General features: G+C 36.3%; 16 protein-coding genes. 13 read left to right on the plus strand and 3 right to left on the minus strand.

Going from position 1 to position 15,659, the window contains the following annotated elements; genetic code table 11:
• Nucleotides 1-114 precede the first annotated feature (114 nt).
• From MKY94_RS08130 to MKY94_RS08180, 11 genes are all read left to right on the plus strand, one after another.
• Nucleotides 115-4,521, plus strand: coding sequence for a tape measure protein (locus MKY94_RS08130; RefSeq protein ID WP_342578427.1), 4,407 nt, complete (start codon nucleotides 115-117; stop codon nucleotides 4,519-4,521).
• Nucleotides 4,521-4,916: a distal tail protein Dit gene (locus tag MKY94_RS08135; RefSeq protein ID WP_342578429.1), complete on the plus strand. Its 396-nt coding sequence runs from the start codon at nucleotides 4,521-4,523 to the stop codon at nucleotides 4,914-4,916. The genes MKY94_RS08130 and MKY94_RS08135 overlap by 1 nt, the downstream gene beginning before the upstream one ends.
• The gene (locus MKY94_RS08140; RefSeq protein WP_342578430.1) at nucleotides 4,913-6,739 is read left to right on the plus strand and encodes a prophage endopeptidase tail family protein; all 1,827 of its coding nucleotides are present in this window, start codon (nucleotides 4,913-4,915) and stop codon (nucleotides 6,737-6,739) included. The genes MKY94_RS08135 and MKY94_RS08140 overlap by 4 nt, the downstream gene beginning before the upstream one ends.
• Nucleotides 6,740-7,891: a hypothetical protein gene (locus tag MKY94_RS08145; protein WP_342578431.1), complete on the plus strand. Its 1,152-nt coding sequence runs from the start codon at nucleotides 6,740-6,742 to the stop codon at nucleotides 7,889-7,891. It abuts the gene before it with no gap.
• A gap of 21 nt (nucleotides 7,892-7,912) precedes the next feature.
• Nucleotides 7,913-8,515, plus strand: coding sequence for a hypothetical protein (locus MKY94_RS08150; RefSeq protein ID WP_342578432.1), 603 nt, complete (start codon nucleotides 7,913-7,915; stop codon nucleotides 8,513-8,515).
• Nucleotides 8,512-9,723 (plus strand): hypothetical protein, encoded by a 1,212-nt coding sequence (locus MKY94_RS08155; protein WP_342578433.1) that lies wholly within the window; start codon nucleotides 8,512-8,514, stop codon nucleotides 9,721-9,723. The genes MKY94_RS08150 and MKY94_RS08155 overlap by 4 nt, the downstream gene beginning before the upstream one ends.
• 122 nt (nucleotides 9,724-9,845) lie before the next feature.
• Entirely contained in the window at nucleotides 9,846-10,529 is a 684-nt protein-coding gene (locus tag MKY94_RS08160) for a hypothetical protein (protein WP_342578434.1), read from the plus strand.
• Nucleotides 10,530-10,667: 138 nt separating this feature from the next.
• On the plus strand, nucleotides 10,668-11,216 hold the full coding sequence (locus tag MKY94_RS08165; RefSeq protein WP_342578435.1) for a phage holin family protein: 549 nt from the start codon (nucleotides 10,668-10,670) through the stop codon (nucleotides 11,214-11,216).
• The gene (locus MKY94_RS08170) at nucleotides 11,213-11,473 is read left to right on the plus strand and encodes a phage holin (RefSeq protein ID WP_342578436.1); all 261 of its coding nucleotides are present in this window, start codon (nucleotides 11,213-11,215) and stop codon (nucleotides 11,471-11,473) included. The genes MKY94_RS08165 and MKY94_RS08170 overlap by 4 nt, the downstream gene beginning before the upstream one ends.
• A 2-nt stretch (nucleotides 11,474-11,475) precedes the next feature.
• On the plus strand, nucleotides 11,476-12,249 hold the full coding sequence (locus tag MKY94_RS08175) for a peptidoglycan recognition family protein (protein ID WP_342578437.1): 774 nt from the start codon (nucleotides 11,476-11,478) through the stop codon (nucleotides 12,247-12,249).
• 120 nt (nucleotides 12,250-12,369) lie between these two features.
• Complete coding sequence (locus tag MKY94_RS08180) at nucleotides 12,370-12,591, plus strand: hypothetical protein (RefSeq protein ID WP_225216189.1); 222 nt, start codon at nucleotides 12,370-12,372, stop codon at nucleotides 12,589-12,591.
• A gap of 270 nt (nucleotides 12,592-12,861) precedes the next feature.
• Here the strand turns inward: MKY94_RS08180 and MKY94_RS08185 are convergent, their stop codons facing one another.
• Nucleotides 12,862-13,434, minus strand: a complete 573-nt coding sequence (locus MKY94_RS08185) for a hypothetical protein (RefSeq protein WP_342578438.1) — start codon at nucleotides 13,432-13,434, stop codon at nucleotides 12,862-12,864.
• A gap of 75 nt (nucleotides 13,435-13,509) precedes the next feature.
• A complete protein-coding gene (locus MKY94_RS08190) occupies nucleotides 13,510-13,716 on the minus strand; it encodes a helix-turn-helix transcriptional regulator (protein ID WP_342578439.1) in 207 nt (68 codons plus the stop codon).
• Nucleotides 13,717-13,899: 183 nt separating this feature from the next.
• Here MKY94_RS08190 and MKY94_RS08195 point away from each other — a divergent pair, with 183 nt between their 5' ends.
• Both MKY94_RS08195 and MKY94_RS08200 read left to right on the plus strand, forming a co-directional pair.
• Nucleotides 13,900-14,088 carry a hypothetical protein gene (locus tag MKY94_RS08195; protein WP_342578440.1) on the plus strand — a complete coding sequence of 63 codons (189 nt, stop codon included), beginning with the start codon at nucleotides 13,900-13,902 and terminating at the stop codon, nucleotides 14,086-14,088.
• Nucleotides 14,089-14,120: 32 nt separating this feature from the next.
• Nucleotides 14,121-15,017 carry a helix-turn-helix domain-containing protein gene (locus MKY94_RS08200; protein WP_342578441.1) on the plus strand — a complete coding sequence of 299 codons (897 nt, stop codon included), beginning with the start codon at nucleotides 14,121-14,123 and terminating at the stop codon, nucleotides 15,015-15,017.
• Nucleotides 15,018-15,120: 103 nt separating this feature from the next.
• On the opposite strand, the gene MKY94_RS08205 is transcribed toward MKY94_RS08200, so the two are convergent.
• Nucleotides 15,121-15,540, minus strand: a complete 420-nt coding sequence (locus tag MKY94_RS08205) for a hypothetical protein (RefSeq protein ID WP_342578442.1) — start codon at nucleotides 15,538-15,540, stop codon at nucleotides 15,121-15,123.
• Nucleotides 15,541-15,659 lie beyond the last annotated feature (119 nt).

Raw genomic sequence — 15,659 nt, forward strand, 5'->3', positions numbered from 1 at the left:
TCCGGAATAGATTCTGAAACTTTCTGGCATTCTCCTATATCAAGTGTCGAGCGCATTTATAGTGGCAAATTAGCATTTGACGGTTGGCAGAACAGCCCACAGGAGGTGAAATAATTGGCGAAAAATAATAACAATGAGATCAATATTACTTTTAAGGCCTTTAATAAGAACTTTAATTCTGCTATAAAAGAAATGGATGATCAAACCAAGCAATTGCGTCAAGAGATGAAGTTGCAAGAAGAGCAAATGAAGCATACAGCCTCTAGTACAGATAAGCTTGAAGCAAAAGTAAATAGCTTGCAACAAATCTATGATGTGCAACGTAAAAAGACACAACAAGCTGCGGATGCCTTAGAACGAGCCAAACAATTGTGGGGAGAGAATTCTAAAGAAGTAGCGAAAATGACTGCTCAGTTGAAACGACAACAAATCGCAGAACAACAAGCAGCGAATGCAGTTACAGAATCACAACAAGCTTTCCAACGAGCACAAGAAGCCCAAAAGAATCAGCAGAAGTCATTAAAACAATTAAACAATTTACTACAAGTCACCGGGAGCTCTCTTGGTGACTTTTCTGATTTGTTAGGGCAAGAATTAACACAAGCCATCCGAAATGGTACCGCAAGTTCAGCACAATTAGAAAAAGCATTTAAACAAGTTGCTGGTGCTACTCAGAGCGTTGGTGTTGATGTTGAGCAAGTTCGACAAGCCTTGTCTCAATTAGATAACGGAGCAACTGTGCAAAGTGTTCGTACAGCTTTACAGGCTTTATCTACAATTACAGCTACCGCTGAGGATGAGGTCAAACAACTACAACAAGCGCTTAAATTGCAACAAGAGCAAATGAAGCATTCTGTTACTGAATCACAGAAATTACAAGCGAATTTATCCGGTCTTGAAGGTATCTATGAAGCATTAAGACGAGCAACAAGCGAAACAGAGCAAGCACTTGCTCAAGCGAGATCCGCTTATGGTGAAAACTCACAAGAAGCCAAAAAATTGGAAACACAATTATCTAGAAATCAAATTGCCGAACAACAAATGGCCAATTCAGTTAGGGAAGCGCGACAAGCACAAGAGCAACATGCAACTTCACTAACCCAGTTAAACCGTTTATTCGATGCCACTGGTACATCAGTTGACCGATTCGCAAATGAAATAGGTACAGACTTAGTAAATGCTATACGTGAAGGTCGAGCGAGTGCCTCGCAATTAGATAGTGCATTTAATCAAATCAGTCGTTCGGCTTTGGGAGCAAATACTGATCTCAATCAGGTCCAACAAACTTTACGAACATTGGATAATGGTTCAAGTATTACGGATGTACGCCAGGAATTGGGACGACTACAACAAGAGGCAAACCAAGCCCAAGAGAGCGTTCAAGACGTAGGAAACGAATTGCAAGCATTAGGTGGTATTCTAGCAGGCGCTGGAGTTGCTGGAGCCGTGGCTAAGGCGCTCGATGTTGATGATTTAAAAGCAAAAGTCGATGTTACATTCGATGTTCCTGAATCATCTAAAGCTAGTATTCGAGAGGCTCTTGTCGATGTAAAGAAATATGGTGTGGATGGAGAGGAAGCGTTAGAAGGACTCAGAAGACAGTTTGCATTGAATAAAGATGCAAGCGATGCGTCTAATGCTGCAATCGTTAAGGGTGCAGCAGCCATTTCTTATGCTTATAGTGGCATCGATTTTACTGAACTGATTCAAGAGACAAATGAAATTGGGAAAGAGCTTAAGATTTCAGACCAAGAAGCATTAGACCTGGTCAACTCTTTATTAAAAATCGGATTTCCTCCAGAACAGCTAGATATAATAGCTGAATACGGATCACAACTTAGACGTGCTGGGTACGAGGCTAATGAAATCAAGGGCATTTTAGCAGCTGCATCTGGTGTGAATTCTTGGAATATAGATAACCTTCTTGATGGTTTGAAAGAAGGACGTATTAAAGCAACTGAGATGGGACGCGGTTTATCTGAATCGTTTAAAGATAGCCTAAGGGATGTTGTAGGAAGTACAAATAAAGTATCTGAAGAACAAATATCAGCAATGGAAACGAACTTTGCAAACCAGGAAAAATCGTTATTTAAATCACTTAGTAGACGTTATGATGCAATATCCAAATCCTATGAAAAGCAAAAAAAAGCACTTCAGAAATCATTGGAACAACAGTATGAAGCTGTTGAAGATTCCTATGAGGATAAGGAAGAAGCACTTGAAAAATCCTTAGAAAATGCATATGAAGCACAAGTTAAATCATATGAAAAATCACTTGAAAAACTTGAAAAATCCTTAGATCAAGAAGTGAAAGCCTTTGAAAAAGCTTCAGACGATAGAATTGCATTAATAGATAAAGAATATACCGAAAAATTAAAGCTTATTGATGAAGAAAAATATCGTCAAATTAAAGCGATTGAAAATCAAATAAATAATATCGACAAGGTATCTGCTGCAGAAGAAAAGGCGCGGAATAACAGAGAAAACGCTAGTAAACGTGCTGAGTTACAAGAAAAAATAAGAACTGCTAAAGATGCTAAATCAAAGCAGGAAGCATATAAAACGCTTAAAGATTTCGATGAACGCTTGCGTGTAGAAAAGATAAAAGAAGAACGACAAGCCCAAATTGATGCTTTAAAAGAAGAAAAAGAATCTATCAATGACTCTTTTGATAAGAAAAGAGAAGCTCTCAAAGAAGAAACGGAAAATCGTAAAGAAGAAACTAAAAATGCGATTGAAGTGGAAAAAGAAGCTTTGTCTGAAAGACAAGCGGCAGAAAAAAAGGCGTTCATAGAAAGCAATAAAGAAAGATTAAAGCTATTAAAAGAAAACCAAACGGCAGAATTAAACAACTTCCGTGAAGTGAATGCTGAAAAATTAAGTGCACTTGGAGAGGAACACCAAAGACAACAAGAATTATTAAATGAAAGATTAAGTGCTGAATTATCAGCAGTACAAGAATCACATCAAGCGCAATTGGAATCTTATCGTGCTATGCACCAACAAAAAATGGAACTTGCTAAAAATCCACCAGATTCTTCACAATTTAAGGCCATTGAACAGCAACTCGAGGCTTGGGGTGCTGCAATTGCAAAAGGTGGGGAAGAAGGTTCTCAAGCGTTTGAGGACATGGTCAAATGGCTCAATAGCATTGAAGATGCAACTCTGCAAAATGCGATTGGTGTAGAGCTGTTTGGAACGATGTGGGAAGATCAAGGACAGAATATTATCGACTCAGTTTTAAATGCTGATGATGCTTTAACGGAATTAGAGAAGACCGAAAAAAGTGTAAATGATTTGGCAAAGCAGGCCGAGGACACTAGTGGACTTATTCAGTTAAGGGAAGCTCTTGAAAACCTATTAAAATCGCTAGATCCATTATTTACCGTAATAGCAAATGTGGTCGGCGCATTAGCAAATTGGGCATCGAACAATCCGACAATCACAGCAGCCATTGTTGCAGTAGGGAGTGCTATAGGGATTTTAATCGGAGCCTTTGCTGCCATAGGTCCAGCTCTTCTCGGGGTGGTCGCCTTGTTTGGTGGGGGTACAGGTGGGACGGGATTGCTAGGTATCCTATCTAAATTAGGCCCATTTTTATTAACGTTAGGTTCTAAAATACTTCCTGCATTAAGAATTGCTTTTGGTGCATTGACTGGACCTGTCGGATGGATCATTACTGCTCTCACCATTGCTGTACCTCTAATCATCAAACATTGGGATTCTATCTCTGAATTCTTTGCAAACCTGTGGAAGGGCATCGTAGATATTTTCAAAAAGTCTGTGGATGGTATAGTAAATTTCCTAAAACAATGGGGTCCAACTTTGCTTGCAGTTCTAACTGGTCCGATAGGATTATTAGTTGCTTTAGTAATCAAAAATTGGGATGCCATTAAAACTAAGACTTCCGAAATTTTTGGTAGAGTACGAGAAACCACCAAAAGTATTTTTCAAAGCATTTTTACCAATACAGTGGGCAAAATTACTAGTTTAAAAGACAGAGCGGTGGAAATCTTCGGTAAACTGAAAGACGGTATCACCAGACCGATTGAAAAAGCACGAGATGCAATTAAGAATGCAATCGATAAAATCAAATCGTTCTTCCATTTCAATTTTAAATGGCCAGAATTAAAGATGCCTAAATTTAAAATTAAAAAAGGTAGCTTAAACCCGATGAAGTGGTTCAGTGAAGGCTTCCCGGAGATTGACATTGAGTGGTTTGCGAAGGGTGGCGTCATGACAAGTCCGACTTTATTCGGAGGTAGTGGAAATACGGCATTTGTAGGTGGTGAAGCAGGTCCAGAAGCAGTTTTACCACTTAATGAACGAGTGTTGGGAGCTATTGGTAATGCTATTTATGCAGCGACCGGAAAAGATATCAGTGGACAACAAACAGTCTACAATTTCGAAAAAATGCTAGATGGTGCTGTATTCCATGTGCGAGAAGAAGCAGATATTAAAAAGGTAGCTAGAGAATTAGGCGATTACACAAAAGTAAGAGAAAGAGGAGGGCGAAGATAATGGGCTTAACATTCAACGGTAAACATTGTAGCACTGTAGGGTTAGATGTGTCTGATACTCGTCGCCCTCTGATGGCTGAGCCAGATATAACATTTGTAGAAGTTCCAGGACGGAATGGTGCTATCGTAATTACTAATACAGATAAAGCGACTTTCAAGGATATCAACTTGGAAGTCGATTTTTTATTAGAGCCAAACGGACAGTCCTTCCACAATCATTGCAGACAAATCGCAAAATGGCTTTCGACACTTGAAAAGAAACCGCTCGTATTTGATGATGATCCTAACTATACGTATAAGGGGATTGTCACAAGCCAAGTCGATGTTGAACAGATTTCCCAATATGGAGAGTTTACTGTTGTATTTCGTTGTAATCCATACGAGGTGAGTGTATGAGCCACCAAGTTGAGTTAGTAAATAAACAGACACTTAGTCATATCAGATTTGTGGAAGTGATTAATGAACCAAAGATAAAAGAAGAAATCAATGGAGAGTATTCTTTGAACTTTGAAGCACATTACGAAGCTAAATCAGATTTGAATGCTAATGTGCTCGTGAAAGTAAACGAACAGTATTATCAAATTAAAAAGCTCACTAAAAGTCGTAGTGACAGTATATCACTATCGGTCCAATGCGAACATGTATCGTACGAGTTAATTATAGATGGTGACTATGAGAATGATTGGGAAATAGAATCAACAGCACAAGGCATGATTAATTCGATTTTAAGTGGTACCCGATTCACGTTGGGTAGTTGCATTGATACCAATTATGCCTATTACAGAACAAAGCAAATGGATAAGCGTCAACAGTTATTTAATGTTGCTAATCTATTTGGTGGGGAGATGCATTTCGATAATTTCACAGTTAACCTTCTATCTCAACGTGGTTCCAATAAAGGCTTGAATATAGAGTTAGGAGTGAATCTGTTAGGTGTCACAGAGGAAGTTGATTTTGTGGAAGGTACAACCGCATACGAATTAGATCTTGTGGATTTATCTCGTATTAATGGCTATGAGTTAGACTTCTCCAGTGCTGGAATCGGTGACACTATTGGAATCATTGACAATGTTCTAGGTATCAATACCAGTGAACGAATTATCGCCATCGAATACAATCCTTTTAAAAGGCAACTTCCCACTGTAACGGTAGGGCAATACATCAGAGACTTCACGGAGTACCTTAAAGATGAAGCAGAGGATGTTTTAAAAACTAACGAAACATGGTTAGAGGTATTTTCCATCGGAAGTACAAATGTCCTCTATTTAGACGATTTAGAGGCTGGTGGCGCGGTAGTAGAGATAGACGAAAAAGCACCAGTGGTAACCATTCAAGTCAAACAAGAACACATTGGCGATACAATATCCCTAAATCTATTTGATTCTTCCAACAATCAATACGCAAATTACAATGAACACGCATTCGACTTGAACGGAAGACTTATAATCGATGGTGATTTTCCCAGAGGTACATCAGGCGCTGTAGAGATAGTGATAACCGACGAACATACAGGCGAAAAACGTAAGTACTTTGTGAATGTGGAGGACAAATCGGCAGATTCTTATGAGGATTATTGGTTGGATTCCCTATTAGTTGGAACAGAAGAATGTATATATTTAGACGGTTTAAATATTACAAATGGCGGAGAAGGCGCAGAGCTGTCTATTTATGAAAAAGTAAACAGCATAACAATCAAAGTGAAGGAGGCATATAAAGATTATGTAAAAGCCGTATCCATCTACAATGCGGAAGGTGTCATTGTGTACACTCGTGGCAGTTCACATTTCGATAAAAATGGACAAGTCGTTATAAAAAGAGAATTTCCATTAACCGAAAGAGGATCCATAAAAATAGCAGTGATGCATCCTGAAACGAAAGTAAAACAGAGCTTTTTAATAGGGGTTTCCATTGGTTCTGAACTTTATCCGGATACTGGTGCGATGGAAGAGTATTTCATGGAATTTGGAACGTGTCCATTAGCTGAACAAATGACATACACCTTTGAAAATACTGATGGTTATGATGCTGTGAAATCCATTTCAACTGGATTAATCGGCAATGAAGCTATTCGAGGAACAGTTACCCTTGTTGCTTCCCCTATATCAAGCGGTGGTACGTTTAAAGCCGTAAAGATTATAGGTACTTGGAGTGATGCTAAACCAAACGCGGAAGTAAGTGTACAGGTTGTTTGTTTCAATTCCGCGAAAGAGGTGGTGTAAATGGCCAAGGGATTGTTTGGTGGTGGAAATGGAACAGAGAGAAACCCTTATCTCGTGGAAGATGCCCAGGATTTAGTAAGTATAAAGAATGCTGAGAATCCTACCCAACACTATAGACAAAAAGCGAATATCGACTTGAGTCATATACCTAGTTGGAATCCAATAGGAAATGTAGCTAATGGGCCCCCTTTCATGGGAGTGTACGATGGTAATAATTTTGTAATTGAGAATTTAACCATCGATAACACAGATTCTTCATTTGCCCCTTATATCGGACTGTTTGGATTATGTAATAATTCATCACTGAAAAGAGTGAAGTTAAGAAAAGCAAATGTAAGAGGAAGTGGCGGTCAAAGGGCTGGAATTTTAGTAGGCTCAATAGAAAACTCAGTTGTTTCGGATTGTTCAGTTGAGGGATTAGTAAGTGTACCTGATGGTGATGTAGGAGGCTTAACCTATTCATTAGGGAATGGAAGTAAATTAAGTAGATGTTCAGCTGAAAATGTTGTTGTAGAAGGACACCACGCTGGAGGTCTTACTGCTTACACTTCTGGTGATATTTTAGATTGCTACGCCACAGGAGAAATATATGGAGATGGATCTTCCTCATGGTTGGGTGGATTAGCCTACTCTCAAAATGGAGGTACAATAACAAATTGTTACGCTTCTATTGTAATGAAAAGCGTGGAGTATTTATCTTCAGATCTGTTTCCTCTTGTATATAGTGTAGGTTCTGGTACTCTCGAATCTCTGTACGTAGATATTACGAGCGGAGTTAGTAAGCAAGAGTGGAAAGCTGGTGTTGATTATTATGCCAACTCCATATTTATAAGGGGCACCGACGGACATTTATACAAGAAAATAAATAATCAGGATGGTGTTAATTACGATTATGGACCACCTTTTAATCCAAATTATTTAGCTCAACCTATATCTGGAGCAAACTGGTCAAGGTACTGGGAGAGAGTAACGGCTGATACTGTTGATGGAGCGCGAACAACTAAACAAATGATGACTAAAGAAAACTATGTCGGATGGGATTTCGAAAATGTTTGGAGGATTGACGAGGGTAAATCATATCCATATTTCAGGTCGTCTCAAAGTACACAATGCACAGCTTTTCCGCTATTCCGAAGAATGATTAAAAATTAAAAATAGAAGAGGAGTAATCACATGACGGGTGAAAAGTTAATTAGAGACGTGAAGGGAAGTCCAGTTCCTCAATTTTACAGTGAAGATTTAGGGGACTATGCAGTAAAGACAGTGGATGGCTCAACTGTAACAAGAGGTGATGTAGACTTTAGCAGAACAAAATTATTGCGTGACAAATTAGGAAGTCCGATTCCTCAATTGTGGGATAGCGTAAACCATAAATGGGTGGTTGATACAGGACAAGGGTTTAGTGGAGGAGGTGATGGCGGTCCAGTCTCCTGGAATATTGTTCAAGATAAGCCTTCTGAGTTTAAGCCATCCAAACATGAACATGAAATATCAGATATAAACGGATTGGAGAAAGAGTTAGAAAAGGTTTTTACGCAAGTCTCTAGTGGAAAAAGTCTGCTAGAGACTGCTATCGTTTCGAAAGGTGCAAGTGTGAATAAGGCTGGCGAATTAGCTTCATTCCAAGAATTAAGAACTGGAATCATGGCAATTGAAGGTGGCGGTAGTACGTGTAATGCTGGTGTACCTATTGGCCCTAGCATGGAGGAATTTGTAAGCTATTCACCAATAAAAGTTACTGAAGATATAGCAATTAAACTGGAGGTAGTAGCATGATTGAACAAGTAACGTACCCGAAATTTCAGCCACAAGGAAAAATTAAGGTTGAATTATTTGATGATGCAGCAAAAGAGAGAGTCAAAGAAGTCGATACTCACAACTTCATTTCTCAAGGTGTACTTGACCATTTATTTAAATTTGCAATGAAAAGTTTATTTACACAAACTCGAAAAAGCGGAGGAATTAAATTATACGATAAAATCAATGACCCTTTTAGAGCGATACACTTAACTGATGCTTCCCATCCTGAAGATGCTCAAAATGAATGGGCAATTAAAGGTAAAGAAATCGGTTATGCATTATCTAATGTAATTTACAGTGGGAGTGATATTAAGCAAGGAGTATACAACGAAATAGAAAGTTTTACAGGAGTTAAAAATGTACGAATGGTATTTGATTTTCCTACCCATTGTGCTAATGGGACTTTTGAATCTATTTATTTTTCACATAGAGGGCCAGTTTTTAATGAAGACTTCAATTCTATAAATTTACCGTACGAAAAATTACCGATTTCCTATGGTACTAATACTGCAGGGATTTCAAGCATGAAAAAATATGGTGATAAGATATACGTATTACGTAGTGACTTGAAAACATTTGATGTCCTTGACAGTCAATATAGTACGCTTCAATCTGTGACTCTTCCATATATCAATACTTATGATTTCGAAATTGTGGGAAATTATATCTATCTTACGACAACTTCCACTTCTCAAGCTGTATATCGAATGCCTATCAATGATTTGTCGACAAATGAAATAATGGTAACGGGATATACAACTGCTGGAGGTATTTGCTATGACGAAATGAATGAACAATTTATTGTAGCGAGATCTTCCAATAACTCGTCTTCTGCAGTTGTTACAGTCAGAAGATATGATAAATCCTTTACTGAGCTATCAGCAAAAGTTTTAAATGGTTTTACAAATAGTTACACTCTATTACGACTTTTTAATGTATCTGGAACAATATTGATTAATAATAGGATATTATCCGAAACCGACGAAACTACAGATTTTGATATTAGTGGTTCTGGAAAGATTGTTGGATTTATTGATGATAAGTTTTTTGTGCAATCTAATTATCAGTATCCAGTATATATAATTCCTAAAGCACAAATAGCATCGAGATCGTTATTAGACACACCAATTACCAAAAATCCAAATCAAACAATGAAAATCACATACGATTTTATCTTGGAGTAAACGCAGCGTAAGCTAGCGTTATTTTTATTGGATATCATACTATCCAAATAAAATACATTACCAAGTTCAATCCAGAGACGTGTATAATTACCTTAAACATTGATAGGGTGAGGGTGAAACTATTGGGGGAAGTATTCCAGGTTGCAGGGGCAATAATTGCGAGTGTTGGTGGAAGTGGGGTTATTTTATTAGGTCTTTCAAGTTGGTTAGGTAAAGTATGGGCGAGTAGGATATTGGAGAATGAAAAAAGAGATCATGCAATTGAAATAGAAGATTTTAAAAGTAGATTGAATAAAGAAATTACAGTAGTTAATTCGATAATTGATAAATCTGTGCACGTTACCAAACTTCAGTATGATAAAGAATTTTTAATTTATCTTGAAATATGGGAGAAATTAGCTAACTGTGTTATTAGTACTAAGAACTTATATCCAAAATTCGGGAGTACTCCTACCGATGAAAAAGAATTGGAAGAGTTCAATATGAAAAAATATGATAGGTTTGTTAATGATTTTAATGAATTTTCTAATACAATTACCAAATATTCACCCTTCTATGAGGAAAAGCTTTATCTGGGTTTTATAGAATTAAGAAATATTTGCAATAGGCAGGGGTCGTTATTTAACACGTATAATTTCGAAGTAAAATATAGTGTTACTTATGCCTTGGCAAGAGATACAAAAATGGATTCTGAAGAACGTAAGGAAGTATATACAAAATTTCATGAAAAGATAGACATTCTACAAAGTTCTCTTCAAAAAGAAATAAGAGAGCATTTAAAAAGCTTACAAACTATAGAAATCTAACTATTTATTATTGTGTATTAGGAACCTATAGCGTCGTATAGAAATAATAATTAATTGAGAACGTCCACATTGGGCGTTCTTTTATTTTATCCATATTACTCGAAGGGGGTTTGAGAATGATGGAGGGAGAGAGTGTAGGTGACGAGATTGCAGATAACAGGATTTAAATCTATAGGCGCATTAATCGCTAGTTTTGGAATGTATATGCTCCATATAGTAAACGAGGCCATTGTAGTACTCGTTTTTTTCATGTTGTTAGATATGGTAACTGGTGTATTAAGGTCATTTTTAACAAAGAGTTGGAACAGTACGGTTGGGATGGCAGGGATTATCAAGAAGGTAGCTATTTTTGTATTAATAGGAATGGCTGGCGCGGTAGAATATATAGCCTTATCTGCTGGACAAGACGGTAAGGGTTTAGTGATTCTAGCGGTCACAAGCTTTTTCATTGTAAACGAAGGAATATCCATATTAGAAAATTGCGCCCAACTCGGATTACCTATTCCGCCAGTTTTGTATAACGTTTTGGAAAAACTCCACAAGGATCCAGTAGGAAAGGAACAGAGCATACTTAGGCACCCCGCAATGGAAAGGATGGACAAAGTACAGCTGTTGAAAGAAAACGAAGTGTTACAACAAGAATTACTAATAAAAGAGACCAACAACAAGGAGGAAGAAAAATTATGAAAATCAATTGGACAGTACGTTTTAAACACAAACCATTTTTAATATCTCTATTTGCATTAGTGATGTTACTTGCCCAGCAGGTAGCATCTTTTTTTGGACTTGATACAACCATTTACAATGAGCAAGCGACAGATTTGTTTAACACAGTACTAGCAATTCTATTGTTACTTGGTATTGTTTCAGACCCTACTACAGAAGGTGTATCAGACAGTAAGCAAGCTATGTTTTACAATAAACCACGTGATGAGGTGAAATAAAAATGGCTAAAATACAGGATATTCGTCAAAAGGTTGCACCGTCTAAAACTAGAAGAAGCATCAATCGAATCAAAAAAATAGCACGTCATCATTCAGCGACATCGAGTGGTGACTACTTTGCTTTTTGGAATAATCGGTGGAAAGGGTTAGGTTGGACTAAAGATGGTTATCATGAAATCATTTTACGTGATGGCACCGTACAACTTTGTTATGACCCAATCTATCCCACTAATGGCGTAGGTGGGCATAATACGGATATTTATAATATTTGTTTAGTCGGTAATGGCAATTTCACTGAAGCACAGGAAAAAGCATTTGAAGAACGTTGTCTATTAGCTTTGAAGAATTTTGGTTTAAGCGTCGATGACGTGTTAGGTCATAATGAGTTTAGTGGTACTAAAACGGTATGTCCAGGTATTAGTATGAACAAAGTAAGAAGTAGATTGAAGGAGCTACAAGTACCTAAAAAAGCTGTTAGTGGCGTTTCCAACACTGATAAAATTATGTGGGGCAAGACAGAACTTAAAAAAGGTCAAATCGGAAAGCTGACAATCCTGAAACCTATTAATCTGTGGAAGGACTCTCCCCATACGTCTAATAAGTTAGAAGAGGAACGTGTATTGAATCCAGGTGAAGAATATCGAGTATATGGATACCGTGAAGATTATGGAGGTCAATATAACGTAGGTAGTGGAATGTGGGTAACTAAAATGCCTAATCATATTAAGTATGAAACGCCTCCTAAAGCGATGTTAGCGATATTAAATAGTAAATAATTTTAAAGCCTTACTCCTTTGAGTGAGGCTATTTTTTTGAAAAAGAAGGATTAAATAAAATAATGTAGAAATATAGTAAAATAATAAAAATTTAATAAAAATTAAAAAGGGGGTATGGAATTGCCGATAAAAAGATCTCTTTATGATGAATTGCCATTAGAAATGTTGGCAGGTTTTTATTATTTTATAAGTTTAAATATAGATAAAGGTATTTTATCGGATGCTATGCATTTTGAAATTAAACTAATTGAAGATATCGCTAAAACGAGAGGAATTCCGTTAGATGAACTTTATGAACTAGGTTCATCCCTAGTTAAAAAAGAGAATGAAAAACAGGGATAAGGATAAGCAATGAAATAACGTATCAAAGTAGAATAATATAACATAGGTGAATAAAGTTTAAAAACATTCGAATTGTATTTACTTCGGAACAATTTGAAAAATTTTAAGAGGGAGCCCAGCGGTGATTCTAATATATATGTTTTCCACCCAAGAGGTCTAGAAGATTCTCGGAAATTTTAAACACAGAGATAAAGGATAAATGCGAGGAATTACTATTTATTGCATTAAAGGATATAAAAACCACCAACCAGTGACGGAAGGTGGTTTTTTTTATTTAGGAGTTGCCTGAAGATACATTGCTCCAGCTTCAATATCGCCTTTGTAATAATACTGTACTTCATTAATAGTATATTGACCTTCATGATCTTGAAGGTCATTAGATATCTTAGATAATCCTAGTTCTTCTAAAACAGCGTATTTTTGGCTAACGCTTAAAGATTCATCCACTGTCGATAGTACTAAATAAAATGCATTCTGTAACTCCTTCTGTTGCCAAATAAGAGAGTCAGAATGAGCCGCTAATTTTACCAATGAAACATTGTTTTCATCTTCACTTTCTTTTGCTGATAAGAGCATATAGTCAGATATTTGTATTTGGCGACCATTCTTAATATCCTTTGATTCATATATGTCTAAAAAACTACTATTGGTTTTCTTGACCGCTTGTGTAACACGTGTTTCGAATTCTTTAGCTGTAAAGTCAAATGTTTTATCGGCTTTTACATCATTACTTGGAATAGCAATCGTCGTAATAACAGCAACCGCAATTATAATGACCGCTAAAATACCAAAACATCCGAAGCAACCTTTTTTCTGTTGATCCGACAAACCTTTTTTCTCCAAACTTATCATCTCCCTTGTTTACCATATTATTGGTAAAGTAGGTAAATGTACATAATAAAAAACAGACAACTATAATCAGTTATCTGTTTCCTCATCTTTCACACTTTTTAATAGCTCACTTAAATCCTTAATTTCGAGTGCAACCATTATTTTTTCTAAAGCTTCTTTCGGATACATCTTGACTTTATTATTAGCGATTTCGCTAATGAGTCTAGTTGTAAGCCCTGTTTTATCTGCCAAATCCTTCTGGTTCATATCTCTTTCAGCGAGCAAAATCTTCAACCTTGACTTCAAATACAAATCCTTCCACCTTCTTTCATTTCAATCTTATAAATTTAATTATAAATTATAGAATAAAATTACGCAATTAGTAATTGCGTTACTAAAAACTTAATGTTATTATAAACGTAATTAAGTTACTTTATTAATAATTTAATTACTAATAAGAGTGGAGAGTTATATAAAATGAATAGACCATCAGCATACATCACTGAAATATGCCCAAGCTGCCATCCAACGGATCATGTTAAAACTTTAGCGAGGTTCACTGGAGAATATGATGAGAAAACAAATGAGTACATCTACGAGTGTGTAGGATGCCATTCAAAGGTATGGGCAAACGAACAATGGATTAAGGATAATGCAGTAGATTAGAGAATACTGATAGAGGAAGCGAGGTGAGAACGATGGCATTTGAGTATCTGAAACAATACTCTACATTTGAAAGTGTGGAGGAAATGGACAACCATGTAGAGCAACATATCCAGCAACACTATTTTAATTTAACGGAATCAGAGCGTGCCATCGTTTTTACAATTGCTTCACGTTCGTTAATGTACCCAGGATCATCACACTTGAAAGCTTCTACAATTGCAGATGCAGTAGAGGTGTCAACTAAGACTGTTTATCGTTCAATTAAGAGATTAGTAGAGTTAGGAATTATTGAAAAGGTAGCTCAAACTAAGCTAAACGGAATTAAAGGAGCAAGCATATATAAAATTTTACCTTACGATGTCCCAACGGAAATGTCCGAACGAGCGGTAGACGATAAAACCAGTAACGATGCGGTTTGTCCTCCACAATCTGAAAACCAATCATTAGATTCTTTTAATCTTTTAAAATCTTTTAAAACAAGCACTTTACAAGAAATATATAATAACGCTCTTGCTGAAAAAGAGGCAATTAAAGAATACATGAATGATTACCAAATGATTCTATTCGATTTCATGCACAGTTTACCGCTTGTAGATAGCTTCAAAGATGAATTGCATAAATTGGTATTAGCTAGCGAAATAAACAGCGCACAAGCCTTCCATAAGGCTAAGAATGTAATGGTTAACCTAGCTAATGATATTGCAGAAGGAACACTCACAATTTCTAAGACAATAAGAAGTGTATTTGTAGGGGCGTATAATAAGGCTATAGAGCGTTCTAACAATACAAAGTACAATACTTCAATTGTGGAAGAAGAACCTCATATATGTAAATCTGTGCCTTTCTATGATTGGTTGAACGAGAAACCTTCTGATTGGAAATTTATTGAGAGCAAGCCTGTGTATTTAGAAAATTGGTTGGAGTGGTAAGTGTTTTTTCGTAAGGTGATATTGTTTGTGAAATGTTACACTTAAACTAACGGTGCAGGTTAGTTTAAGAAGTACATAATAAAAAGACCAAAAAGTGGTCTTTTTAAAGGGGAATATCTAAAGTTTTTAGTAACGTATCCATTTCTGGTTTAATGGTAAAAAAATGAGGCTTTTTTTCATCATCAAATATGAGTAAATAAGGCTTTTCATTTTCGGGAATAATAATGATAACTTCATCAATCAAAGTATTTACCCATTTATTTTCTAATCGAAGAGATGGCGATAAGGGGATTTTAACTATATAACCTTTGTCTGGAATGGGGTTGAATTTTTTAACAATATTATCAATTTCTTTAATAATTTTTTTAGTCTCTAATTGTATTTTAGGATTTGTTTGGATTGTTATCATCTTATTTTTTTCAATATCAAGAAGTTCAATTTCCGTATTGCTTTGTGCACTTACTATAAGTAAATTAAATAGGAAAAGTATAGGAATTGACGAAAACAAAATTTTGCGAATCACATTTATCACCTCAAAATTAGTCTCACCAAAGATAATTTTGTTATACCTTATGCTTCTTCAACTAACGGGTGCTTTACTTCAAGAAGGAGTAACTCCTTTTTTCTTATTGATCTAAATGG

The organism is Psychrobacillus sp. FSL K6-2843, from assembly GCF_038626375.1.
GTDB lineage: Bacteria > Bacillota > Bacilli > Bacillales_A > Planococcaceae > Psychrobacillus > Psychrobacillus faecigallinarum.

What these genes read in the sequence shown, in the direction of transcription:
- MKY94_RS08135 (WP_342578429.1), top strand. Translation starts at nt 4,521, where the DNA reads ATGGGCTTAACATTCAACGGTAAACATTGTAGCACTGTAGGGTTAGAT.
- MKY94_RS08140 (WP_342578430.1), top strand. Translation starts at nt 4,913, where the DNA reads ATGAGCCACCAAGTTGAGTTAGTAAATAAACAGACACTTAGTCATATC.
- MKY94_RS08145 (WP_342578431.1), top strand. Translation starts at nt 6,740, where the DNA reads ATGGCCAAGGGATTGTTTGGTGGTGGAAATGGAACAGAGAGAAACCCT.
- MKY94_RS08150 (WP_342578432.1), top strand. Translation starts at nt 7,913, where the DNA reads ATGACGGGTGAAAAGTTAATTAGAGACGTGAAGGGAAGTCCAGTTCCT.
- MKY94_RS08155 (WP_342578433.1), top strand. Translation starts at nt 8,512, where the DNA reads ATGATTGAACAAGTAACGTACCCGAAATTTCAGCCACAAGGAAAAATT.
- MKY94_RS08170 (WP_342578436.1), top strand. Translation starts at nt 11,213, where the DNA reads ATGAAAATCAATTGGACAGTACGTTTTAAACACAAACCATTTTTAATA.
- MKY94_RS08175 (WP_342578437.1), top strand. Translation starts at nt 11,476, where the DNA reads ATGGCTAAAATACAGGATATTCGTCAAAAGGTTGCACCGTCTAAAACT.
- MKY94_RS08195 (WP_342578440.1), top strand. Translation starts at nt 13,900, where the DNA reads ATGAATAGACCATCAGCATACATCACTGAAATATGCCCAAGCTGCCAT.
- MKY94_RS08200 (WP_342578441.1), top strand. Translation starts at nt 14,121, where the DNA reads ATGGCATTTGAGTATCTGAAACAATACTCTACATTTGAAAGTGTGGAG.